This is a genomic window from Streptomyces sp. NPDC001406 (genome assembly GCF_042895285.1).
GTDB lineage: Bacteria > Actinomycetota > Actinomycetes > Streptomycetales > Streptomycetaceae > Streptomyces.
Genome location: NZ_JBIAWG010000009.1, coordinates 47,430 through 62,280, shown reverse-complemented (window position 1 = coordinate 62,280; position 14,851 = coordinate 47,430). Strand labels below are relative to the sequence as shown.

The 14,851-nt window shown below is 71.3% G+C and carries 15 protein-coding genes; 7 read left to right on the top strand and 8 right to left on the bottom strand.

The window, feature by feature from the left end; translation table 11 throughout:
• Positions 1-48: 48 nt before the first annotated feature.
• Positions 49-1,101, bottom strand: coding sequence for a family 2 encapsulin nanocompartment cargo protein terpene cyclase (locus tag ACFY1J_RS22440; RefSeq protein ID WP_390710766.1), 1,053 nt, complete (start codon positions 1,099-1,101; stop codon positions 49-51).
• 161 nt (positions 1,102-1,262) lie between these two features.
• On the opposite strand from ACFY1J_RS22440, the gene ACFY1J_RS22435 reads away from it, so the two are divergent.
• The gene (locus tag ACFY1J_RS22435; RefSeq protein WP_390731748.1) at positions 1,263-2,483 is read left to right on the top strand and encodes an RNA-guided endonuclease InsQ/TnpB family protein; all 1,221 of its coding nucleotides are present in this window, start codon (positions 1,263-1,265) and stop codon (positions 2,481-2,483) included.
• Between the two features lie 145 nt (positions 2,484-2,628).
• Here ACFY1J_RS22435 and ACFY1J_RS22430 read toward each other — a convergent pair whose 3' ends face one another.
• Positions 2,629-3,636 carry a zinc-binding alcohol dehydrogenase family protein gene (locus ACFY1J_RS22430; RefSeq protein ID WP_390710826.1) on the bottom strand — a complete coding sequence of 336 codons (1,008 nt, stop codon included), beginning with the start codon at positions 3,634-3,636 and terminating at the stop codon, positions 2,629-2,631.
• 174 nt (positions 3,637-3,810) lie between these two features.
• Between ACFY1J_RS22430 and ACFY1J_RS22425 the strand changes: the two genes are divergently transcribed.
• Positions 3,811-4,605, top strand: coding sequence for a VOC family protein (locus ACFY1J_RS22425; protein ID WP_390710768.1), 795 nt, complete (start codon positions 3,811-3,813; stop codon positions 4,603-4,605).
• 34 nt (positions 4,606-4,639) lie between these two features.
• Positions 4,640-5,335: a ribonuclease H gene (locus ACFY1J_RS22420; RefSeq protein WP_390710769.1), complete on the top strand. Its 696-nt coding sequence runs from the start codon at positions 4,640-4,642 to the stop codon at positions 5,333-5,335.
• Positions 5,336-5,375: 40 nt separating this feature from the next.
• Here the strand turns inward: ACFY1J_RS22420 and ACFY1J_RS22415 are convergent, their stop codons facing one another.
• Together ACFY1J_RS22415 and ACFY1J_RS22410 are read right to left on the bottom strand one after the other, a co-directional pair.
• Positions 5,376-6,197, bottom strand: coding sequence for a tyrosinase family protein (locus ACFY1J_RS22415; RefSeq protein WP_390710770.1), 822 nt, complete (start codon positions 6,195-6,197; stop codon positions 5,376-5,378).
• Positions 6,198-6,231: 34 nt separating this feature from the next.
• Positions 6,232-6,606: a tyrosinase cofactor gene (locus ACFY1J_RS22410; RefSeq protein WP_390710771.1), complete on the bottom strand. Its 375-nt coding sequence runs from the start codon at positions 6,604-6,606 to the stop codon at positions 6,232-6,234.
• Positions 6,607-7,052: 446 nt separating this feature from the next.
• On the opposite strand from ACFY1J_RS22410, the gene ACFY1J_RS22405 reads away from it, so the two are divergent.
• From ACFY1J_RS22405 to ACFY1J_RS22390, 4 genes are all read left to right on the top strand, one after another.
• A complete protein-coding gene (locus tag ACFY1J_RS22405) occupies positions 7,053-8,546 on the top strand; it encodes an MDR family MFS transporter (RefSeq protein WP_390710772.1) in 1,494 nt (497 codons plus the stop codon).
• A gap of 4 nt (positions 8,547-8,550) precedes the next feature.
• Positions 8,551-9,132, top strand: a complete 582-nt coding sequence (locus ACFY1J_RS22400) for a TetR family transcriptional regulator (protein WP_390710773.1) — start codon at positions 8,551-8,553, stop codon at positions 9,130-9,132.
• 98 nt (positions 9,133-9,230) lie between these two features.
• Complete coding sequence (locus tag ACFY1J_RS22395) at positions 9,231-10,214, top strand: aldo/keto reductase (RefSeq protein WP_390710774.1); 984 nt, start codon at positions 9,231-9,233, stop codon at positions 10,212-10,214.
• An 85-nt stretch (positions 10,215-10,299) separates the two neighbouring features.
• The gene (locus tag ACFY1J_RS22390) at positions 10,300-10,785 is read left to right on the top strand and encodes a DUF6328 family protein (RefSeq protein WP_390710775.1); all 486 of its coding nucleotides are present in this window, start codon (positions 10,300-10,302) and stop codon (positions 10,783-10,785) included.
• Here the strand turns inward: ACFY1J_RS22390 and ACFY1J_RS22385 are convergent.
• The 4 genes from ACFY1J_RS22385 to ACFY1J_RS22370 form a co-directional block, all read right to left on the bottom strand.
• The gene (locus ACFY1J_RS22385) at positions 10,770-11,429 is read right to left on the bottom strand and encodes a DUF2238 domain-containing protein (RefSeq protein WP_390710776.1); all 660 of its coding nucleotides are present in this window, start codon (positions 11,427-11,429) and stop codon (positions 10,770-10,772) included. The genes ACFY1J_RS22390 and ACFY1J_RS22385 overlap by 16 nt on opposite strands.
• 68 nt (positions 11,430-11,497) lie before the next feature.
• On the bottom strand, positions 11,498-11,923 hold the full coding sequence (locus ACFY1J_RS22380) for an SsgA family sporulation/cell division regulator (RefSeq protein ID WP_390710777.1): 426 nt from the start codon (positions 11,921-11,923) through the stop codon (positions 11,498-11,500).
• Between the two features lie 62 nt (positions 11,924-11,985).
• Positions 11,986-13,026: a hypothetical protein gene (locus ACFY1J_RS22375; protein ID WP_390731747.1), complete on the bottom strand. Its 1,041-nt coding sequence runs from the start codon at positions 13,024-13,026 to the stop codon at positions 11,986-11,988.
• A gap of 70 nt (positions 13,027-13,096) precedes the next feature.
• The gene (locus ACFY1J_RS22370) at positions 13,097-14,716 is read right to left on the bottom strand and encodes a serine/threonine protein kinase (RefSeq protein WP_390731746.1); all 1,620 of its coding nucleotides are present in this window, start codon (positions 14,714-14,716) and stop codon (positions 13,097-13,099) included.
• Positions 14,717-14,851: the final 135 nt, after the last annotated feature.

The following is a 14,851-nucleotide window of genomic DNA, read 5'->3' as shown; positions in this document are numbered from 1 at the left end:
CGTCTGACGCTGTTTCAGATACTGCTCGGTGGTGCGGAATCGGCGCTGCTACCAGTAGTCGGGCAGGTGGTATCGATGGGTGTTGGTGGCATGCCACTCGTGGTTGCCGGACACCCAGGCGGCAAGCCCCTGGGCATAGCGCTCCACGAGGGGCGAGGTGGCGGACAGGAGGGCGGACTCCTCCTCGAAGGCCTCCATGATCCGGTTGTGGATCTCGACGGACTTCAGATAGGCGGCCTTCAGTCCGCACCGTTCGTCGGCCGCGACGACCTGCGGCAGGTTGAGGTGATCCGGATCGCTCTCCAGCTCCTTGGTGAAGGAGTAGAGGTCGTTCATGACGGTGGTGGCGTTGCACGCGAGGGCGGTGATCCGCTGGATCTCGGGGCGGGCGTAGACCTGCTCGGGCAGTTCGTAGCCGTCCACCGCGTCGACGAGCGACAGACAGGGGCGGAAGTTGTTGAACTGCCGCATCACCAGGTACTCCCACACCCGCGGCTTGTACCGGGTCTCCATCCAGGCGGCCTCGCCCAGATAGCCCAGGTGCAGCCGGGCCATGTCGTGCACGAACCTGCCGGTCTGGCTGGGCGTGGCGAAGGCGGCGTAGTCCGCGAGGGCGGACCGGTACGAGCGCAGCGGTCCGTCGGCCGACAGGCCCTGGCGCCACTCCTCCTCCAGTTCCGGGGTGCCGTGGAAGGGGTCGAGCGCCGACTGGGCGATGATCAGCGGGCCGCCCAGGCCGCGCCGCGAACCGCCGCGGCCCTCGTCCTCCTCGCAGTAGCAGGAGTCCACGATGTTCTCGGCGAGCAGCAGCTTGCCGGCCGTGGTGAGGCGGTCCAGGTCGAGGGCGCCCGGATGCTGGAGCGTGACGGCCCGGCCGAACTGGAAACCCGCGAAGTCCCCCTTCCAGGCCTGCGGGAACAGTTCGAGGTCATGGGCCCAGGCCTCCAGCCTGCGGTCGATCTCGGCGGCCTTGTCCGGATCGGCGGGAGCGGCCGGCCGGTGGTGCAGTCCGGGGATCACCCCGGTGCGCCGGGTGGTGCGCAGGCTCTGGGCGATGTTCGGCGGCCCGGGGAGCGTGTAGGAGTGAGTGGGTGTGCTCATCGCGTCTCTCCTTCGTGGATACCTCGGCCTTCAGGCCGGGGAGGGAACGAAGCCCCTGCGGAGCAGGGCAGAGAGGGCCGGTTCGCCGCCAGGGCGGACCGGCGTCCACCGGTCACCGGCCGACAGTCGACGCTCACACGGAAGCTGATAGAGCGTGAGGCGTGCCGCAGCAGGTGAAGCGGGCGTTCAAGTACCGCTTCTACCCCACGGGCGAGCAGGCGGCTGAGCTGTCGCGCACGTTCGGCTGTGTCCGCCTCGTGTACAACAAGGCGCTGGGGGAGCGCACGCGGGCCTGGTACGGCGAGCAGCGCCGTATCTCCTCCGTGCAGTCGTCGGCCGCGCTGACGAAGTGGCAGAAGACCGAGGGACTCGCCTTCCTGACGGAGGTGTCCTCTGTCCCGCTCCAGGCGCTGCGCCACCTTCGGACGGCGTTCGGGAACTTCTTCGCCAGGCGCGCCAAGTATCCGCGCTTCAAGTCGCGGAAGAAGTCCCGCGCGTCGGCCGAGTACACCCGCAGCGCCTTCAAGCGGCGCGACGGGCGACTGGCGCTGGCGAAGATGGTCGAGCCGCTGGACATCCGCTGGTCGCGTCCGCTCCCGCAGGGCACGGAGCCGACCACGGCGACGGTGTCCCGCGACAGCGCAGGCCGCTGGTTCGTGTCCCTGCTGTGCGAGGACACCATCGCCCCGGCCCCCGCCACCAGCGCGGCTGTCGGTCTGGACGCCGCGATCACGTCCCTGGTGACGCTGTCCACCGGGGAAAAGGTCGCCAACCCGAAGCATGAACGGCGTGACCGCGCCCGCCTGGCACGCGCGCAGCGGGACCTGTCCCGCAAGGCCGAGCGTTCGGCGAACCGGGAGAAAGCCCGGCGCCGCGTCGCCAAGATCCACGCACGGATCACCGACCGGCGCCGGGACGTCCTGCACAAGCTGTCGACTCGTCTCGTCCGTGAGAACCAAACGGTCGTGATCGAGGACCTCACCGTCCGCAACCTGCTGAAGAACGGCATGCTCGCGCGCGCCATCTCCGACGCGTCGTGGACGGAACTGCGCTCCATGCCGGAGTACAAGTGCGCCTGGTACGGGCGCGAACTCGTGGTGATCGACCGCTGGTTCCCCGGCTCGAAGCTGTGTGGAGCCTGCGGCACTGTCCGAGAGAAGCTGCCGCTCAACGTCCGCGCGTGGACGTGTGACTGCGGCACCGTACACGACCGCGACGTGAACGCGGCACGCAACATCCTGGCTGCCGGGCCGGCGGCGTCTGCCTGTGGAGACGGTGTAAGACCTCAACGGGAGTCCTCCCGGAAGGTGAACGGGGTGACCGGATCGGTCGGTGGGGTGCGAGTTGGTGGTGCGCTCGGACAAGCCAAACAGCCGTGGTGATCTTCCGGTACGGCGCGAAAGGGGCGGTTTCATTCCTTGGTGGTGCAAACCTGCCGTTCGGGGTGTACGGCACAGGGGAGCGTGATCGCGCGCGCAGGTTCAGCCCCCGCGCCCCGGGGGCTTGTGGATCATCGGGGGTTTGGGATCAGGAGAGATCGTTCACCAGGACCGCCGCCCCGTCGAAGCGGCCGGCCTTGAGGTCCCGGAGGGCCTGCGGCGCCTGCGACAGCGGATAGGTGTGGGTCGTGGCGTGGATCCCGTGCCGTGCGGCCTTGGCGAGGAACTCGCGGGCGTCCGTACGGGTGTTGGAGGTGACGCTGCGCAGTTCCTTCTCGTAGAACAGGTCGGTCTCGTAGTGCAGCGGCGGTACGTCGCTCAGATGGATGCCGGCGACGGCCAGGACCCCGCCCCGGTCCAGGGCCCGCAGGGCGACCGGGACCAGGTCGCCGACCGGGGCGAACAGGATCGCGGCGTCCAGGGGCTCCGGGGGCAGCTCGTACGCGTCGCGTGCCGAGGCGGCGCCCAGTTCGAGGGCCAGCCGCCGGGCGTCCGCGCCCCGTGTCAGGACGTGCACGGTGGCCTCCTCGGTGAGTGCCACCTGCGCGCACAGATGGGCGCTGCCCCCGAACCCGTACAGCCCGAGCCGGCCGCGGTGCGGCAGCGAGGTGCGGCGCAGCGCGCGGTAGCCGATGATCCCCGCGCAGAGCAGGGGGGCCAGAGCCACGTCGTCCAGTTCGCCCGGCAGCCGGTGGGCGAAACCGGCCGGGACGGTCGTGTACTCCGCGTAGCCGCCGTCCGCGTCCCAGCCGGTGTACCGCGACCGGGGACACAGGTTCTCCGAGCCTCGCAGGCAGTATCGGCATTCGCCGTCGGTCCACCGTAGCCAGGCCACGCCCACCCGGTCGCCCACGGCGAAGTCCGCCACGGCCGCCCCTTTCCCGGCCACCACGCCGACGACCTCGTGCCCGGGCGTCACCCCCGGCCGGCGTACGGGCAGGTCCCCCTCGGTGACATGCAGGTCGGTGCGGCAGACCCCGCAGGCGCGCACCTGGACCAGGAGCTCGTCGTCCTTGGGCACGGGCACCGGCCGCTCGACGAGCCGGAGCGGGTCCTCCTCGACCGGTCCGGGCCGGGTCACCGACCACGCCCGCATCGTGCCTGCGACCACCGAGTCCGTCATGCCGCGCCCCGTCCTGCCGACACCCGCCGTCTCCGCATTCCAGTGTCCGGCAGACCGGTCGGTTCGGCGCGCGGGCCGACCGGGTGATGGCTAGCGTGTGGAGCGTGACGATCCAGGCAGCCCGTCTATCCGGAGAGGTCCCGCATCATGGCCGTACAACCTGAAGGAACCCCCTGCTGGGCCGACGCGATGTTCAGTGACGTCGAGGGAGCCAAGAGCTTCTACGGTGAGGTCCTCGGCTGGACCTTCGGCGAGGCGTCGTCGGAGTACGGCAACTACACACAGGCCTATGCGGACGGCAAGGCGGTGGCGGCCGTCGTACCGCCCATGCCCGGTCAGGAGGGCCAGTCGCAGTGGTGCCTCTACTTCGCCTCGCCGGACGCCGCGGCCACCGCCGAGAAGATCCGGGAGAACGGCGGCGAGGTGCTGACGGAGCCGATGCAGGTCGGCGACTTCGGCACGATGTGCCTGGCCCGTGAGCCCAGCGGCGCCGTGTTCGGCGTCTGGCAGGGGGGCACCCACGAGGGCTTCGAGGCGACCGCCGTGCCAGGCGCCTACTGCTGGGCCGAGGTCTTCACCCGCGAGCCCGAGCAGGCCGACACGTTCTTCTCCGCGGTGTTCCCGTACACGGCCAAGCAGATCGACGACGCCTCCGTCGACTTCCGGATGTTCAACCTGGGGGAGAACACGGTCCTGGGCCGGATGAGGATGACCGACGACTTCCCGCCCGAGGTGCCGTCGTACATCAATGTCTACTTCACCGTCGGCGACTGCGACGAGGCCGTGGCCAAGGCCGTCAAGCTCGGTGCCATCCTCCGGTTCGGGCCCATGAGCAGCCCGTTCGGCCGGTTCGCGGCCCTCAGCGACCCGCAGGGCGCGAACTTCTCGGTGATCGACATCACGACCACCGAGGGCGAGATGCCCAAGACCATGGACGTCTGACCGGCCCGTTCGGGGGGGTCCGCGCGGCCGTGGCATGATCGTGCCCATGCGTGAACGTGTTGTGGCCGCGTGCGACGGGGCTTCGAAGGGAAACCCCGGACCGGCGGGCTGGGCCTGGGTGGTGTCCGACGACTCCGGGACCCCGGCCCGCTGGGAGGCGGGGCCGCTCGGCAGGGCGACCAACAACGTCGCCGAACTGACGGCGCTGGAGCGGCTGCTGGCGGCGACCGACCCCGGCCTGCCGCTTGAGGTCCGGATGGACTCGCAGTACGCGATGAACGCCGTCACCACCTGGCTGCCGGGCTGGAAGCGCAACGGCTGGAAGACGTCCGCCGGAAAGCCGGTCGCCAACCAGGACCTGGTGGTGCGCATCGACGAGCTGCTCGACGGACGCTCCGTCGAGTTCCGCTATGTCGCCGCGCACCAAGTGGACGGCGACGCACTGAACGACTTCGCCGACCGCGCCGCCAGCCAGGCGGCCTCGGCCCAGGAGTCCGCGGGCAGCGCGCTCGGCTCGCCCGAGCCGCCGCCCTCGTCCGTCACCGGGGCGTCCGCCGCCCCGCGCCGCAAGGCGGCACCCCGCAAGCAGGGCGGCGGTTCGTCCTCCCGCACGATCAAGGCGAAGTTCCCCGGCCGCTGTGTGTGCGGCGGCTCCTACGCGGCCGGCGAGTCCATCGCCAAGAACACGCAGGGCTGGGGTCATCCGAAGTGCCGGACGGCGGAGGCCTGATCCGAACGTTTGGCCCCTGATCCGGACTCCTTGCTCCCGATCAGACGTCGAACGTGTAGAACTTCGTGTGGTCCAGCAGATCCGCCGGCCGCACGTCGTTCCACGGCTTCATCGTGTCGTTCAGGTCGACCACGTCCGGAGTTTCGCCGGTCGGCGCGTAACCCGCCCCCGGGTGCCGGCGCTGCCAGTCGGCCCACAGCTTGTCGATGAAGGCGTGGTGCAGCCAGAACACCGGGTCGTTGGGGGAGACACCGGTGCCCATCTGCCCGCCGACCCAGACGTGGACCCGGTTGTGCAGGTTGACCCCGCGCCAGCCCTCCAGATGGTTGCGGAAGCCGTCCGAGGCGCTGTTCCAGGGCGCCATGTCGTACGTCGTCAGCGCCAGCACGGAGTCGACCTCGGCGCGGGTCGGCAGCTCGCGGACACCGGCCCCGAGCGACCTGCGCAGATAAGTACGGCCGTCCACCCGCACGTTGAGCGGCCAGTTCCCGGCGCCTGCGGCGAACGGCCCGTCCATCACGCGGCCGTCCGAGCTGCGTCCCGTGCCGCCGAGGAAGTCCGGCGCCCACAGCGAGGCGCGCACCGTGCGGTCGGCGGTCCAGTCCCAGTACGGCAGCGCCACCGACGCGTCCACCGACTGCAGCGCCCGTTCGAAGTCGAGCAGGAATCTGCGGTGCCAGGGCAAGAAGGACGGTGAACGGTGGCCGGTCCGCTCCGAGTTGTCCATGTCGGACATGATGAAGCCGTTGTGCGTCGTGACGAACGCGTCGTAGCGTCCGCTGCGCTTGAGTTCGAGGACGGCGGCGACGAACCGCCGCTTCTCGTCGGCGGTCAGGCTGGCCTGGTTCTTGCGTACGGTCATGTGCGGGTGACTCCGGATTTCCTTGCGGGGGCGGTCAGTTGGCGGGGAAGGGGAGGAGCTTGGCGCCCTGGAGCTCGTCGACCGCGGCGCGGGCGGCGGCACGCGGCGTGGGCACCGGGTCGTAGTGGCTGACGACGCTGATCCAGCTGCCGTCCGCGTTCTGCATCACATGCAGCTCCACCCCGTCCACGAACACCCCGTAACCGGCGCCGTGCTCGTGGTGGTGACCGCCACCGCCCATAGGACGGCCCTGTATCCGGCGGCCCTTGTAGACCTCGTCGAAGGAATCGGGGGAACCGTGCCGATGCCCGGCGGCCGAGGCGGTGGGCGCGACGAGCGTCTGGGCTCCGGCGGCAACGGCGAGGGCGGCCGCGGCGGTGAGCGCGCGGCGACGGGTGAGTTCCGGCATGCGGGACCTCCTGGTGCGTTCGGGTGATGTCCCCGCATGCCTATCGGTCCCGTCGAGAGCGGGAGAAATCGTCCGGAGTCGGTTGGCTGCGATCAGGACAATTGGCCACATGCCGTACGGGATTGAACGAAGGTGATCTTGCTGTGGACCGCCTTTCCCGGCCCCCGGAAGGGGCAATTCCTTGCCGTCGCGGGGGTGTTCGCGGAGATCTTTCGCGATCGACGGCATCCCGAGTGGCGCGGCTCACCCCGGCAGACTGACGCGATTCGAAAGCCCGGTCCCATGCGCCCCTCGTGCTGCCCTGTGGCGTCGCTCGGTCGCGTTGCGTGACGCCGGCCGACGTGCGGCGCTATGCGGGCGGGAGGGGCAGGCGTTGGTGAATGACCATTCACCGAGTAAGGTGAATTTATATTCACCTCATATTCCTGACGTCAGCTGGAGTGCCGATGGACCAGCCCGCTCCGATATCCTCCCCGCCCGGAGCGAGCGCCGGGGCCACCCGAGTCCGGGACCGGCTCACCATTCCCGTACTGGCATCGGGCGGCATCCTCATGGCCGTCATGCAGACCGTGGTCGTCCCGCTGCTGCCGGACCTGCCGCGACTGACCGGGGCCTCGGCGGGCACGGTCTCCTGGATGGTCACCGCGACCCTGCTCTCCGGAGCGGTCCTCACCCCGGTCCTCGGCCGCGCCGGCGACATGTACGGCAAGCGGCGGGTGCTGACGGCGGCCCTGTCCCTGATGACCGTGGGCTCGGTGATGTGCGCCCTGTCCTGCGACATCGGCGTGCTCATCGCCGCCCGTGCCCTGCAGGGCGCCGCCGCCTCCGTCGTCCCGCTGTCGATCAGCATCCTGCGCGACGAACTGCCGCCCGAGCGACGTGGTTCGGCCGTCGCGCTGATGAGCTCCACCGTCGGCATCGGTGCCGCCCTCGGCCTGCCACTGGCCGCGGTGGTCGTGCAGTACGCCGACTGGCACACCATGTTCTGGCTGACCAGCCTGCTCGGTGCGCTGGGCGTGACGGCCGTGTGGTGGGCGGTCAAGGAGTCGCCCGTGCGTGAGCCGGGCCGGTTCGACGTGCTCGGCGCCCTCATGCTGGCCGTCGGGCTGACCTGTCTGCTGCTCGGGGTGTCCCAGGGCGGACAGTGGGGCTGGGGCAGCCCCCGTGTGCTGGGCCTCTTCCTCGGCGCGGCCGTCGTCCTCGCCCTGTGGTGGTGGCAGCAGCTGCACACCGCGCAGCCCCTGGTCGATCTGCGGCTGGTGACCCGGCCCCGGGTGGGCCTGTCCCATGTGGCGGCCCTGCTGACGGGATTCGCCTTCTACGCCAACTCACTGGTCACCGCCCAGCTGGTGCAGGCGCCCGAGGCCACCGGCTACGGGCTCGGACTCTCGATCGTCGCCACAGGCCTGTGCCTGCTGCCCGGCGGTGTCACGATGCTGCTCTTCTCGCCCGTCTCCGCCCGTATCTCGCAGAAACGCGGCCCCCGCATCACCCTCGCCCTCGGCGCCGCCGTCATCGCCTGCGGCTACGCGGTCCGCATCGCCGACAGCCGCGACCTGTGGATGATCATCCTGGGGGCCACCGTGGTGGCCACCGGCACCACGCTCGCCTACTCGGCGCTGCCCACCCTGATCCTGCGCGCCGTCCCGGCCGTGCAGACCGCGTCCGCCAACGGCGTCAACGTCCTGATGCGCACCATCGGCCAGGCCACGTCCAGCGCCGCCGTCGCCGCCGTCCTCGTGCACCACACCAGCCTCGTCGGCGGGGCCCCCGTACCCACGCTGCACGGCTATCTGCTGGCCTTCGCCATGGCCGGCGCGATCGCCCTCGCCGCGAGCGCGGCCGCGCTGACCATCCCGGGCGACAGCCGCCCCGACGGCACACGACGGGCCCGAGGCGGCACCCGGGGCGCCCGCGACGAGGCGATGGAGGGAGCATGAGTTTGTGAGCACCCGATCCGGCGCGCCCGCCGTCACCCCCGCCCGCCGGGACGCCGAGACGACCAAGGCGGCCATCCTCAAGGCGGCCCGGTACCTCCTCGCCCGGCACGCCCACGCCGACATCACCCTCAAGGCCGTCGCCGAACGCGCCGGTGTCAGCCCGCCGTTGATCCTCAAGTACTTCGGCAACAAGGACGCCCTCTTCGCCCGCGTCATGTCCTTCGAGGCCGACGCGGACGCCCTGCTGGACGCGCCCCTGGCGGACCTCGGCCGGCACATGACCGAGCACGTCCTGCGCAGCCAGCGCGAACGGGGCGCCGACCCCCTGCTGCGCATCGCCTTCGCGCCCCTGCACGGCGACCACGGCGACATCCTGCGCGCCAACTTCCGCGCCCAGGTGACCGAACGCCTCGCCGACCGGCTGAGCGGCCCCGACGCGGGCCTGCGCGCCGAGCTGGCCGTCGCCACCCTCATCGGCCTGGGCGTGATGTACGGCATCGCGCGCGGGGAGCGGCTGCGCGCGTCCGCGATCGACACCATCGCCGACCGTTACGGGCCCGTCGTCCAGGCACAGTTGACACCCTGACCCACCGCCGGGCGAGGCGCACTGGCGTCCCGTACGACCCGGGAAGCGGTAGGTGGTCAAGGGACGATCCGGCCACCGGCGGATGACAGACTGGCGGCATGGACGAACGCGTAATCGGCAGGTCGGGTCAGCGGGCATCGGTCGTCGGCCTCGGCACATGGCAGCTGGGCGCCGACTGGGGCGAGGTGGACGACAAGCAGGCCCTCGCCGTGCTGGAGACGGCGGCCGAGTCGGGGGTGACCTTCTTCGACACGGCCGACGTGTACGGCGACGGGCGCAGCGAGCAGACCATCGCCGCCTTCCTCGGCGGCAGGCCGGATCTGCATGTGCTGGTGGCCACGAAGATGGGCCGCCGGGTCGACCAGATCCCCGAGAACTACGTCCTCGACAACTTCCGCGCCTGGAACGACCGCTCCCGCCGCAACCTCGGCGTCGACCGCATCGACCTGGTGCAGCTGCACTGCCCGCCCACGCCCGTCTACTCCTCGGACGAGGTGTTCGACGCCCTGGACACCCTGGTCGAGGAGGAGCGCGTCGCGGCCTACGGCGTCAGCGTGGAGACCTGCGCCGAGGCGCTGACCGCGATCGCCCGGCCGGGTGTGGCGAGCGTGCAGATCATCCTCAACCCGTTCCGGATGAAGCCCCTGCGCGAGGTGCTCCCGGCCGCCCGCGAGGCCGGCGTCGGCATCATCGCCCGCGTGCCGCTGGCCTCCGGTCTGCTGTCGGGCAAGTACACGAAGGACACGGTCTTCGCCGCCGACGACCACCGCACCTACAACCGGCACGGCGAGGCCTTCGACCAGGGCGAGACGTTCTCCGGCGTCGACTTCGGGACCGGTGTGGAGGCGGCCGCCGAGTTCGCCGCGCTCGCCCCCGAGGGATACACCCCGGCCCAGCTGGCGCTGCGCTGGATCATCGAGCAGCCGGGCGTCACCACCGTGATCCCGGGCGCCCGCTCCGCGGAGCAGGCCCGTGCCAATGCGGCCGCCGCGAAACTGCCGGCGCCGCCGCAGGAGACGTTCACGGCGATCCGGGAGCTCTACGACCGCCGGATCAAGGACCAGGTCGAGAACCGCTGGTAGTCCGCGTGCCGCCGGGAGCGCTCGCCCCGACGCGCCCGGCGGCCCCGTTCGTTTGGACGATCGGCGCCGCGGTTACTCGCAGGGCATGACGCAGGAAGTGAGACGGAAGGGGCGCGACGAGACCGAGGAGGAGCGGGCCGACCGGATGTGGAGCGACCTCATCCAGGAGGTCCGCGTCGCCCAGACGGGCGTGCAGATCCTGTTCGGCTTCCTGCTCACCGTCGTCTTCACCCCGAAGTACGACGGCCTGGCCCACACCGACCAGGTCATCTACATCGTGACCGTCGTCCTCGGCGCGTCCGCCACGGGCGCGCTCATCGGGCCCGTGTCCCTGCACCGCCTCGTGACCGGGCGGCGCGTGAAGCCCCGGGCGGTGCGGCTGGCGTCCCGGCTGACCTTCGTCGGCCTGCTCCTGCTGCTGGCCACCATGACCGCGTCGCTGCTGCTGATCCTGCGGGTGGCGACCCACGACGGCCTCGTGCCCTGGCTGGTCGCCCCCGTGGTCGCCTGGTACCTGATGTGCTGGTTCGGGCTGCCGCTGTGGGTGCGACGCCGTCACACGACCCGCTGAGGCCTGTCCCGGAGCGCCGCCAGCTGCCGGTCGTGCACCCGGCTGAGCACCAGCACGGAGAGCGTGGCCCCGATCAGGGCGCAGAACATGTCCCACTGTGTGTCCCACACATCGCCCTGGGTGGCGAGGAAGGCGTCCGCGCCGTGTCCGCCGATCTCGGCCGCCGCCCACTCCAGCAGCTCGAAGCACGCGCTGAAGGCCAGACAGGCACACACGGTCAGCGGGGCCAGCCAGCGGCTGCCGCGCAGCGGCGAGGTGCGGCTGAGCAGCTCCCGCACCAGGACGGCCGGGACGAAGCCCTGCATGAGGTGGCCGAAGCGGTCGTACGGATTGCGGTCCAGGCCGAAGGTGTCGCGCACCCAGTCGCCCAGCGGCACCTGCGCGTAGGTGTAGTGGCCGCCCACCGCGAGCACCACCGCGTGCGCGGCGAGCAGGCCGCACAGCAGGCCGGTGAGCGGGAACCGCCGCCAGGTCAGCACCACCAGCGGAAGTCCGATCAGCACCCACACCGTCTCCAGGAACCAGGTCGTGCCCTCGCGCGCACCCCATGCCGACAGGGCCGTCGCGGCGACGACCGACGCGGCCAGAACGACGGGCAGGGTGACTCGGGTGGCGCGGCGCGGGGCCTGGTGCACTGCGGTCATGGCGGGCTCCTTGTCGTGGAGGCCCCATCGTGGTGCCGGGGGACCGGCCAGGGCATGAGTACGGCTACTCAGCCCGCGGCCAGGATCTCCGCCAGGACGTCGTCGACCCGGACCTCCTCCTGCCCCGGCGGCACCACCTCCCGGGTCTCCCGCACGAAGGCCGCGACCGCGGGCGCCCAGGCGAACGCCACCGCGCGATGGCGGCCGCCGTCGGGCCGGACGGCGCCGAGGAACTCCATGCGCAGCTCCTGCCACATACCGGTGGCCACCGGGCGCAGTCTCACGTCCCCGATGCCGGCCGGCCCGCGCAGGCCGTCGGCGAGCATCTGCCGGTCCAGCCGCCAACGGGCCAGCACATGGCCGTCGTGGGCGAACACCACCGTGACGGCGAACGGGTCGTCGGCGTCGTACGTCAGGTGGGCGAGCACGGAGAAACGGTCCGTGCCGCCCGCCTGGATCTGCACCACCAGGGTCTTGCGCACGAAGGGGTTCACGTGGGGGCCTCCGAGAACAATCGACGTAGGGCCCTCTAGTACCCGTCCCGCGGCGCATTTGCTCATTCGCCGGGCTGATTTCCTCCCGCGCCCCGCAGCGCGGTGAGGCAGGTGCCGATCGCCTGCTGCAGCTCTTCGAGGCGCTGGACCATGTCGTCCTCGTAGAAGTCCTGCGCGTCGTCGAAGGTGAGCTCCTCGAACGCCCTGGTGGCCTTCTGCAGGCTGTTGTAGAACTTCGTCCGCCGTTCCTGGACGCGCAGTTCGGGGTCGGCCTCGACCGCCTCGGCCACGAGGGACTTCATGGTGTCGTAGGCCTCGGTGGCCCACTCGCCGCTGTCCTCGCCCTCGTCCAGCTCGTCGATGAGCGACAGATGCCGCTCGGCCTCCTGGCGCACGTCGGCGGGCGCGTTCACGGTCTGTCCGGCGGGCGTCCTGATCTGCCCCGACTCGGCGATCTGCCGCACATATCCGATCCGGTCCGCCGACCGGCTCTCGCTGGCCACCGCCTTCTTCAGATCGTCGGTGCGGACCACGTCACGGGCCAACTCGGCCTGGAGATCCGGGTCTTGCCGCACCCGGTCCAGCAGGGCCGTGCGCGCCGCGCGGGCCGTGGAGGGGTCGGCGAGGATCGCGGCGCGCAACGCGGTGGGGTTCTCCGCGACCTCCAGGGCCTTGGTGGGCCGGATGCCCTCGGCCTCGGCGGCCTCGGCGATGGCGGTGCCGCGCTCGGAGGCGGCACTGGAGCGGGAGACGTAGTAGCCCAGCCACACGTCCGCGTCCGGCAGTTCGACCTCCTGGCCCGGTGCCAGCGCCTCGAAGTGGGGGACGAGACCGTCGTCCGCGGCCCGGTCCCAGGCCTTGTAGTAGCGCATGACCCGCTCGACGGAGCAGCCGGCGAGCTCCGCGAACTCCTTGGCCGACACCTTGGGCGTCTCGTCCGCGCCCTGTCCGCCGGGCCGCACGCTGCGCGCCACCATCAGCCCGAAGGCCCACCCTCCGGTCCGCGCGTAGACCCCGAACTCCCGCGCGTCCCGCGCCACGAGGTCGGACAGGGGTGCCGGGGATGCGGGGGACGTCTCGGACGGGACGGTCGCTACGGTCACGGATGACTCTCCTGGGAGCGCGGCTGGTCGGACTGCACTGTGCAGACCGACCACCCTATATGGACCGTTTTCACCACCGGAACGTGCCCAGGATCGTCTTCAGCGCCAGCCGGTCGGCGGTGGTGTTCCAGGCGGTGGCCGGAGCCGTGAAGCGCAGTGAGTAGCTGTGCCCGCCGCCGATCAGGAAACCGCGGCCGAAGGTGCGCACCCGGTCGCCGCCGGATCCCGAGAACCATTCCATGTCGGCGCCCTTGTAGCCCTGGTACGTCGTCGCCTCGATGTCCCCGATCCGCTGGAATCCGTCCGTGCGCCGCAGGGCGGGCTGGACCTCGTCCCGCCAGATGGCGACCGGGTCCGGGCCGACCTGCGAGCTGTAGGTGACCGCCAGGGTGCGGGGATCGCCGCCGCCGGGTCCGAACGTGACGCGGTAGGCGAGAGCGCCCTCGCGTGCGGTGGTCTGCCGTTTCCAGCCGGCGGGGAGGGCGACCGAGAAGCCCTCGGGGGCGGTGTAGCGGCGGAAGCCGGCCGGCAGGGCGTCGGCGGTGGCCGAGGGAGACGGCGAGGCCGTCGCGCTGGGGGTGGTGGCGCTGGGCGTGGGTGGCGGCGTGGGGGTGCGGGAGCCGTTGCCGTCGGTGCGGTTGCCGGTCGGGACGGCCGCGGCGGACGGCCGGCTCGCCGATCCCGCCGTGTCGGAGGTGTCGGTGCCGGGGAGTTTGTGGGTCGCGGCGAGCACGGCGGCGGACACGGTGACGACGGCCAGCGCGGTGCCGACGACCATGGTCCTTCTGCTCCATCCCTGACCGGCGCGCAGGGCGGCCAGACAGGCGCCGCGCAGCCGGGGGACGGGGGCGGGTTCCCGGTCCGCGTCGGCGTCCTCGGCGAGGATGCGGATGAGGGCCTCGCGCACCACGGTCACGGTCAGCCGCTCCCGGTGGTCCTTGCGCAGCAGTCCCTGGACGACCTGGGCCAGCGGACCGGCGCGCAGCGGGGTGCGCAGGGGCAGCCGGTCCACCGCTCTGAGGGTGGTGTCGGGCCGGCCCCGGTCGCGGAACGGCGGGCGTCCCTCGACCATCGTGTAGAGGATCGCGCCCAGGGCCCACAGGTCCGCGGCAGGGCCGAGGCGCTCGTCACGGGCCTGCTCGGGAGCGGCGTACGACGGCGCCGTGACCCGTGGGGCCAGGGTCGCGCCCGCCAGTCCGAAGCCCGTGACCACGACCGGGCCCTGGTCGCGCACGAACACCTGGCCGGGGCTGAGTTCGCCGTGCGTGAAGCCCTCGCCGTGCGCGGTCTCCAGCACATCGAGCAGTTCCAGACCGATCCGGGCCGCCCGCACATAGTTCAACGCACCCTGCTGGGAGAGGAGTTCGCCCAGCGGCACGCCGTCGATCCACTCGATGACCGTCCACAGCGTGCCGGAGTCCTCGATCGCGTCGATCACCGTGGCCACCCGGCCGGGCCGGAGCATGCCCATGAGCTCGGTGGTGCGCAGGACACGGGCGGTGGTGCGGCGCGCGGTCTCCTCGGCCGGCTGGTCCGGCAGCTCGGTCTGTGTCACCAGACGGGGCCGCTGCGCCTCCAGGTCCTCGGCGTACCAGCAGATCCCGTTCGTCTCGCGGTGGACCACCTCAAGAAGCCGATACCTCCCGGCGACCAGTTCCTGTCCGGAGACGTGCGCCTTGACCATGGTCATCCCTCGCTGAAACCCCTGCCTCGTCTTTCCCAGAGGTACGCGGGGCGCGCTGGTGAGTGTTCAAAGGATCTGCAACTCCGGGCTGCTTCCTGCCTTTTATTCAACCGGCCCAGGGCGCGCACGACTTGTGGAAAA

What these genes read in the sequence shown, in the direction of transcription:
- ACFY1J_RS22430 (WP_390710826.1), bottom strand. Translation starts at nt 3,636, where the DNA reads ATGCGGGCGTGGTCGGTGACCCGGCCCGGACCGGTCGAGGAGGACCCG.
- ACFY1J_RS22410 (WP_390710771.1), bottom strand. Translation starts at nt 6,606, where the DNA reads ATGCCGGAACTCACCCGTCGCCGCGCGCTCACCGCCGCGGCCGCCCTC.
- ACFY1J_RS22390 (WP_390710775.1), top strand. Translation starts at nt 10,300, where the DNA reads ATGACGCAGGAAGTGAGACGGAAGGGGCGCGACGAGACCGAGGAGGAG.
- ACFY1J_RS22440 (WP_390710766.1), bottom strand. Translation starts at nt 1,101, where the DNA reads ATGAGCACACCCACTCACTCCTACACGCTCCCCGGGCCGCCGAACATC.
- ACFY1J_RS22420 (WP_390710769.1), top strand. Translation starts at nt 4,640, where the DNA reads ATGATCGTGCCCATGCGTGAACGTGTTGTGGCCGCGTGCGACGGGGCT.
- ACFY1J_RS22385 (WP_390710776.1), bottom strand. Translation starts at nt 11,429, where the DNA reads ATGACCGCAGTGCACCAGGCCCCGCGCCGCGCCACCCGAGTCACCCTG.
- ACFY1J_RS22405 (WP_390710772.1), top strand. Translation starts at nt 7,053, where the DNA reads ATGGACCAGCCCGCTCCGATATCCTCCCCGCCCGGAGCGAGCGCCGGG.
- ACFY1J_RS22370 (WP_390731746.1), bottom strand. Translation starts at nt 14,716, where the DNA reads ATGACCATGGTCAAGGCGCACGTCTCCGGACAGGAACTGGTCGCCGGG.
- ACFY1J_RS22425 (WP_390710768.1), top strand. Translation starts at nt 3,811, where the DNA reads ATGGCCGTACAACCTGAAGGAACCCCCTGCTGGGCCGACGCGATGTTC.
- ACFY1J_RS22415 (WP_390710770.1), bottom strand. Translation starts at nt 6,197, where the DNA reads ATGACCGTACGCAAGAACCAGGCCAGCCTGACCGCCGACGAGAAGCGG.
- ACFY1J_RS22395 (WP_390710774.1), top strand. Translation starts at nt 9,231, where the DNA reads ATGGACGAACGCGTAATCGGCAGGTCGGGTCAGCGGGCATCGGTCGTC.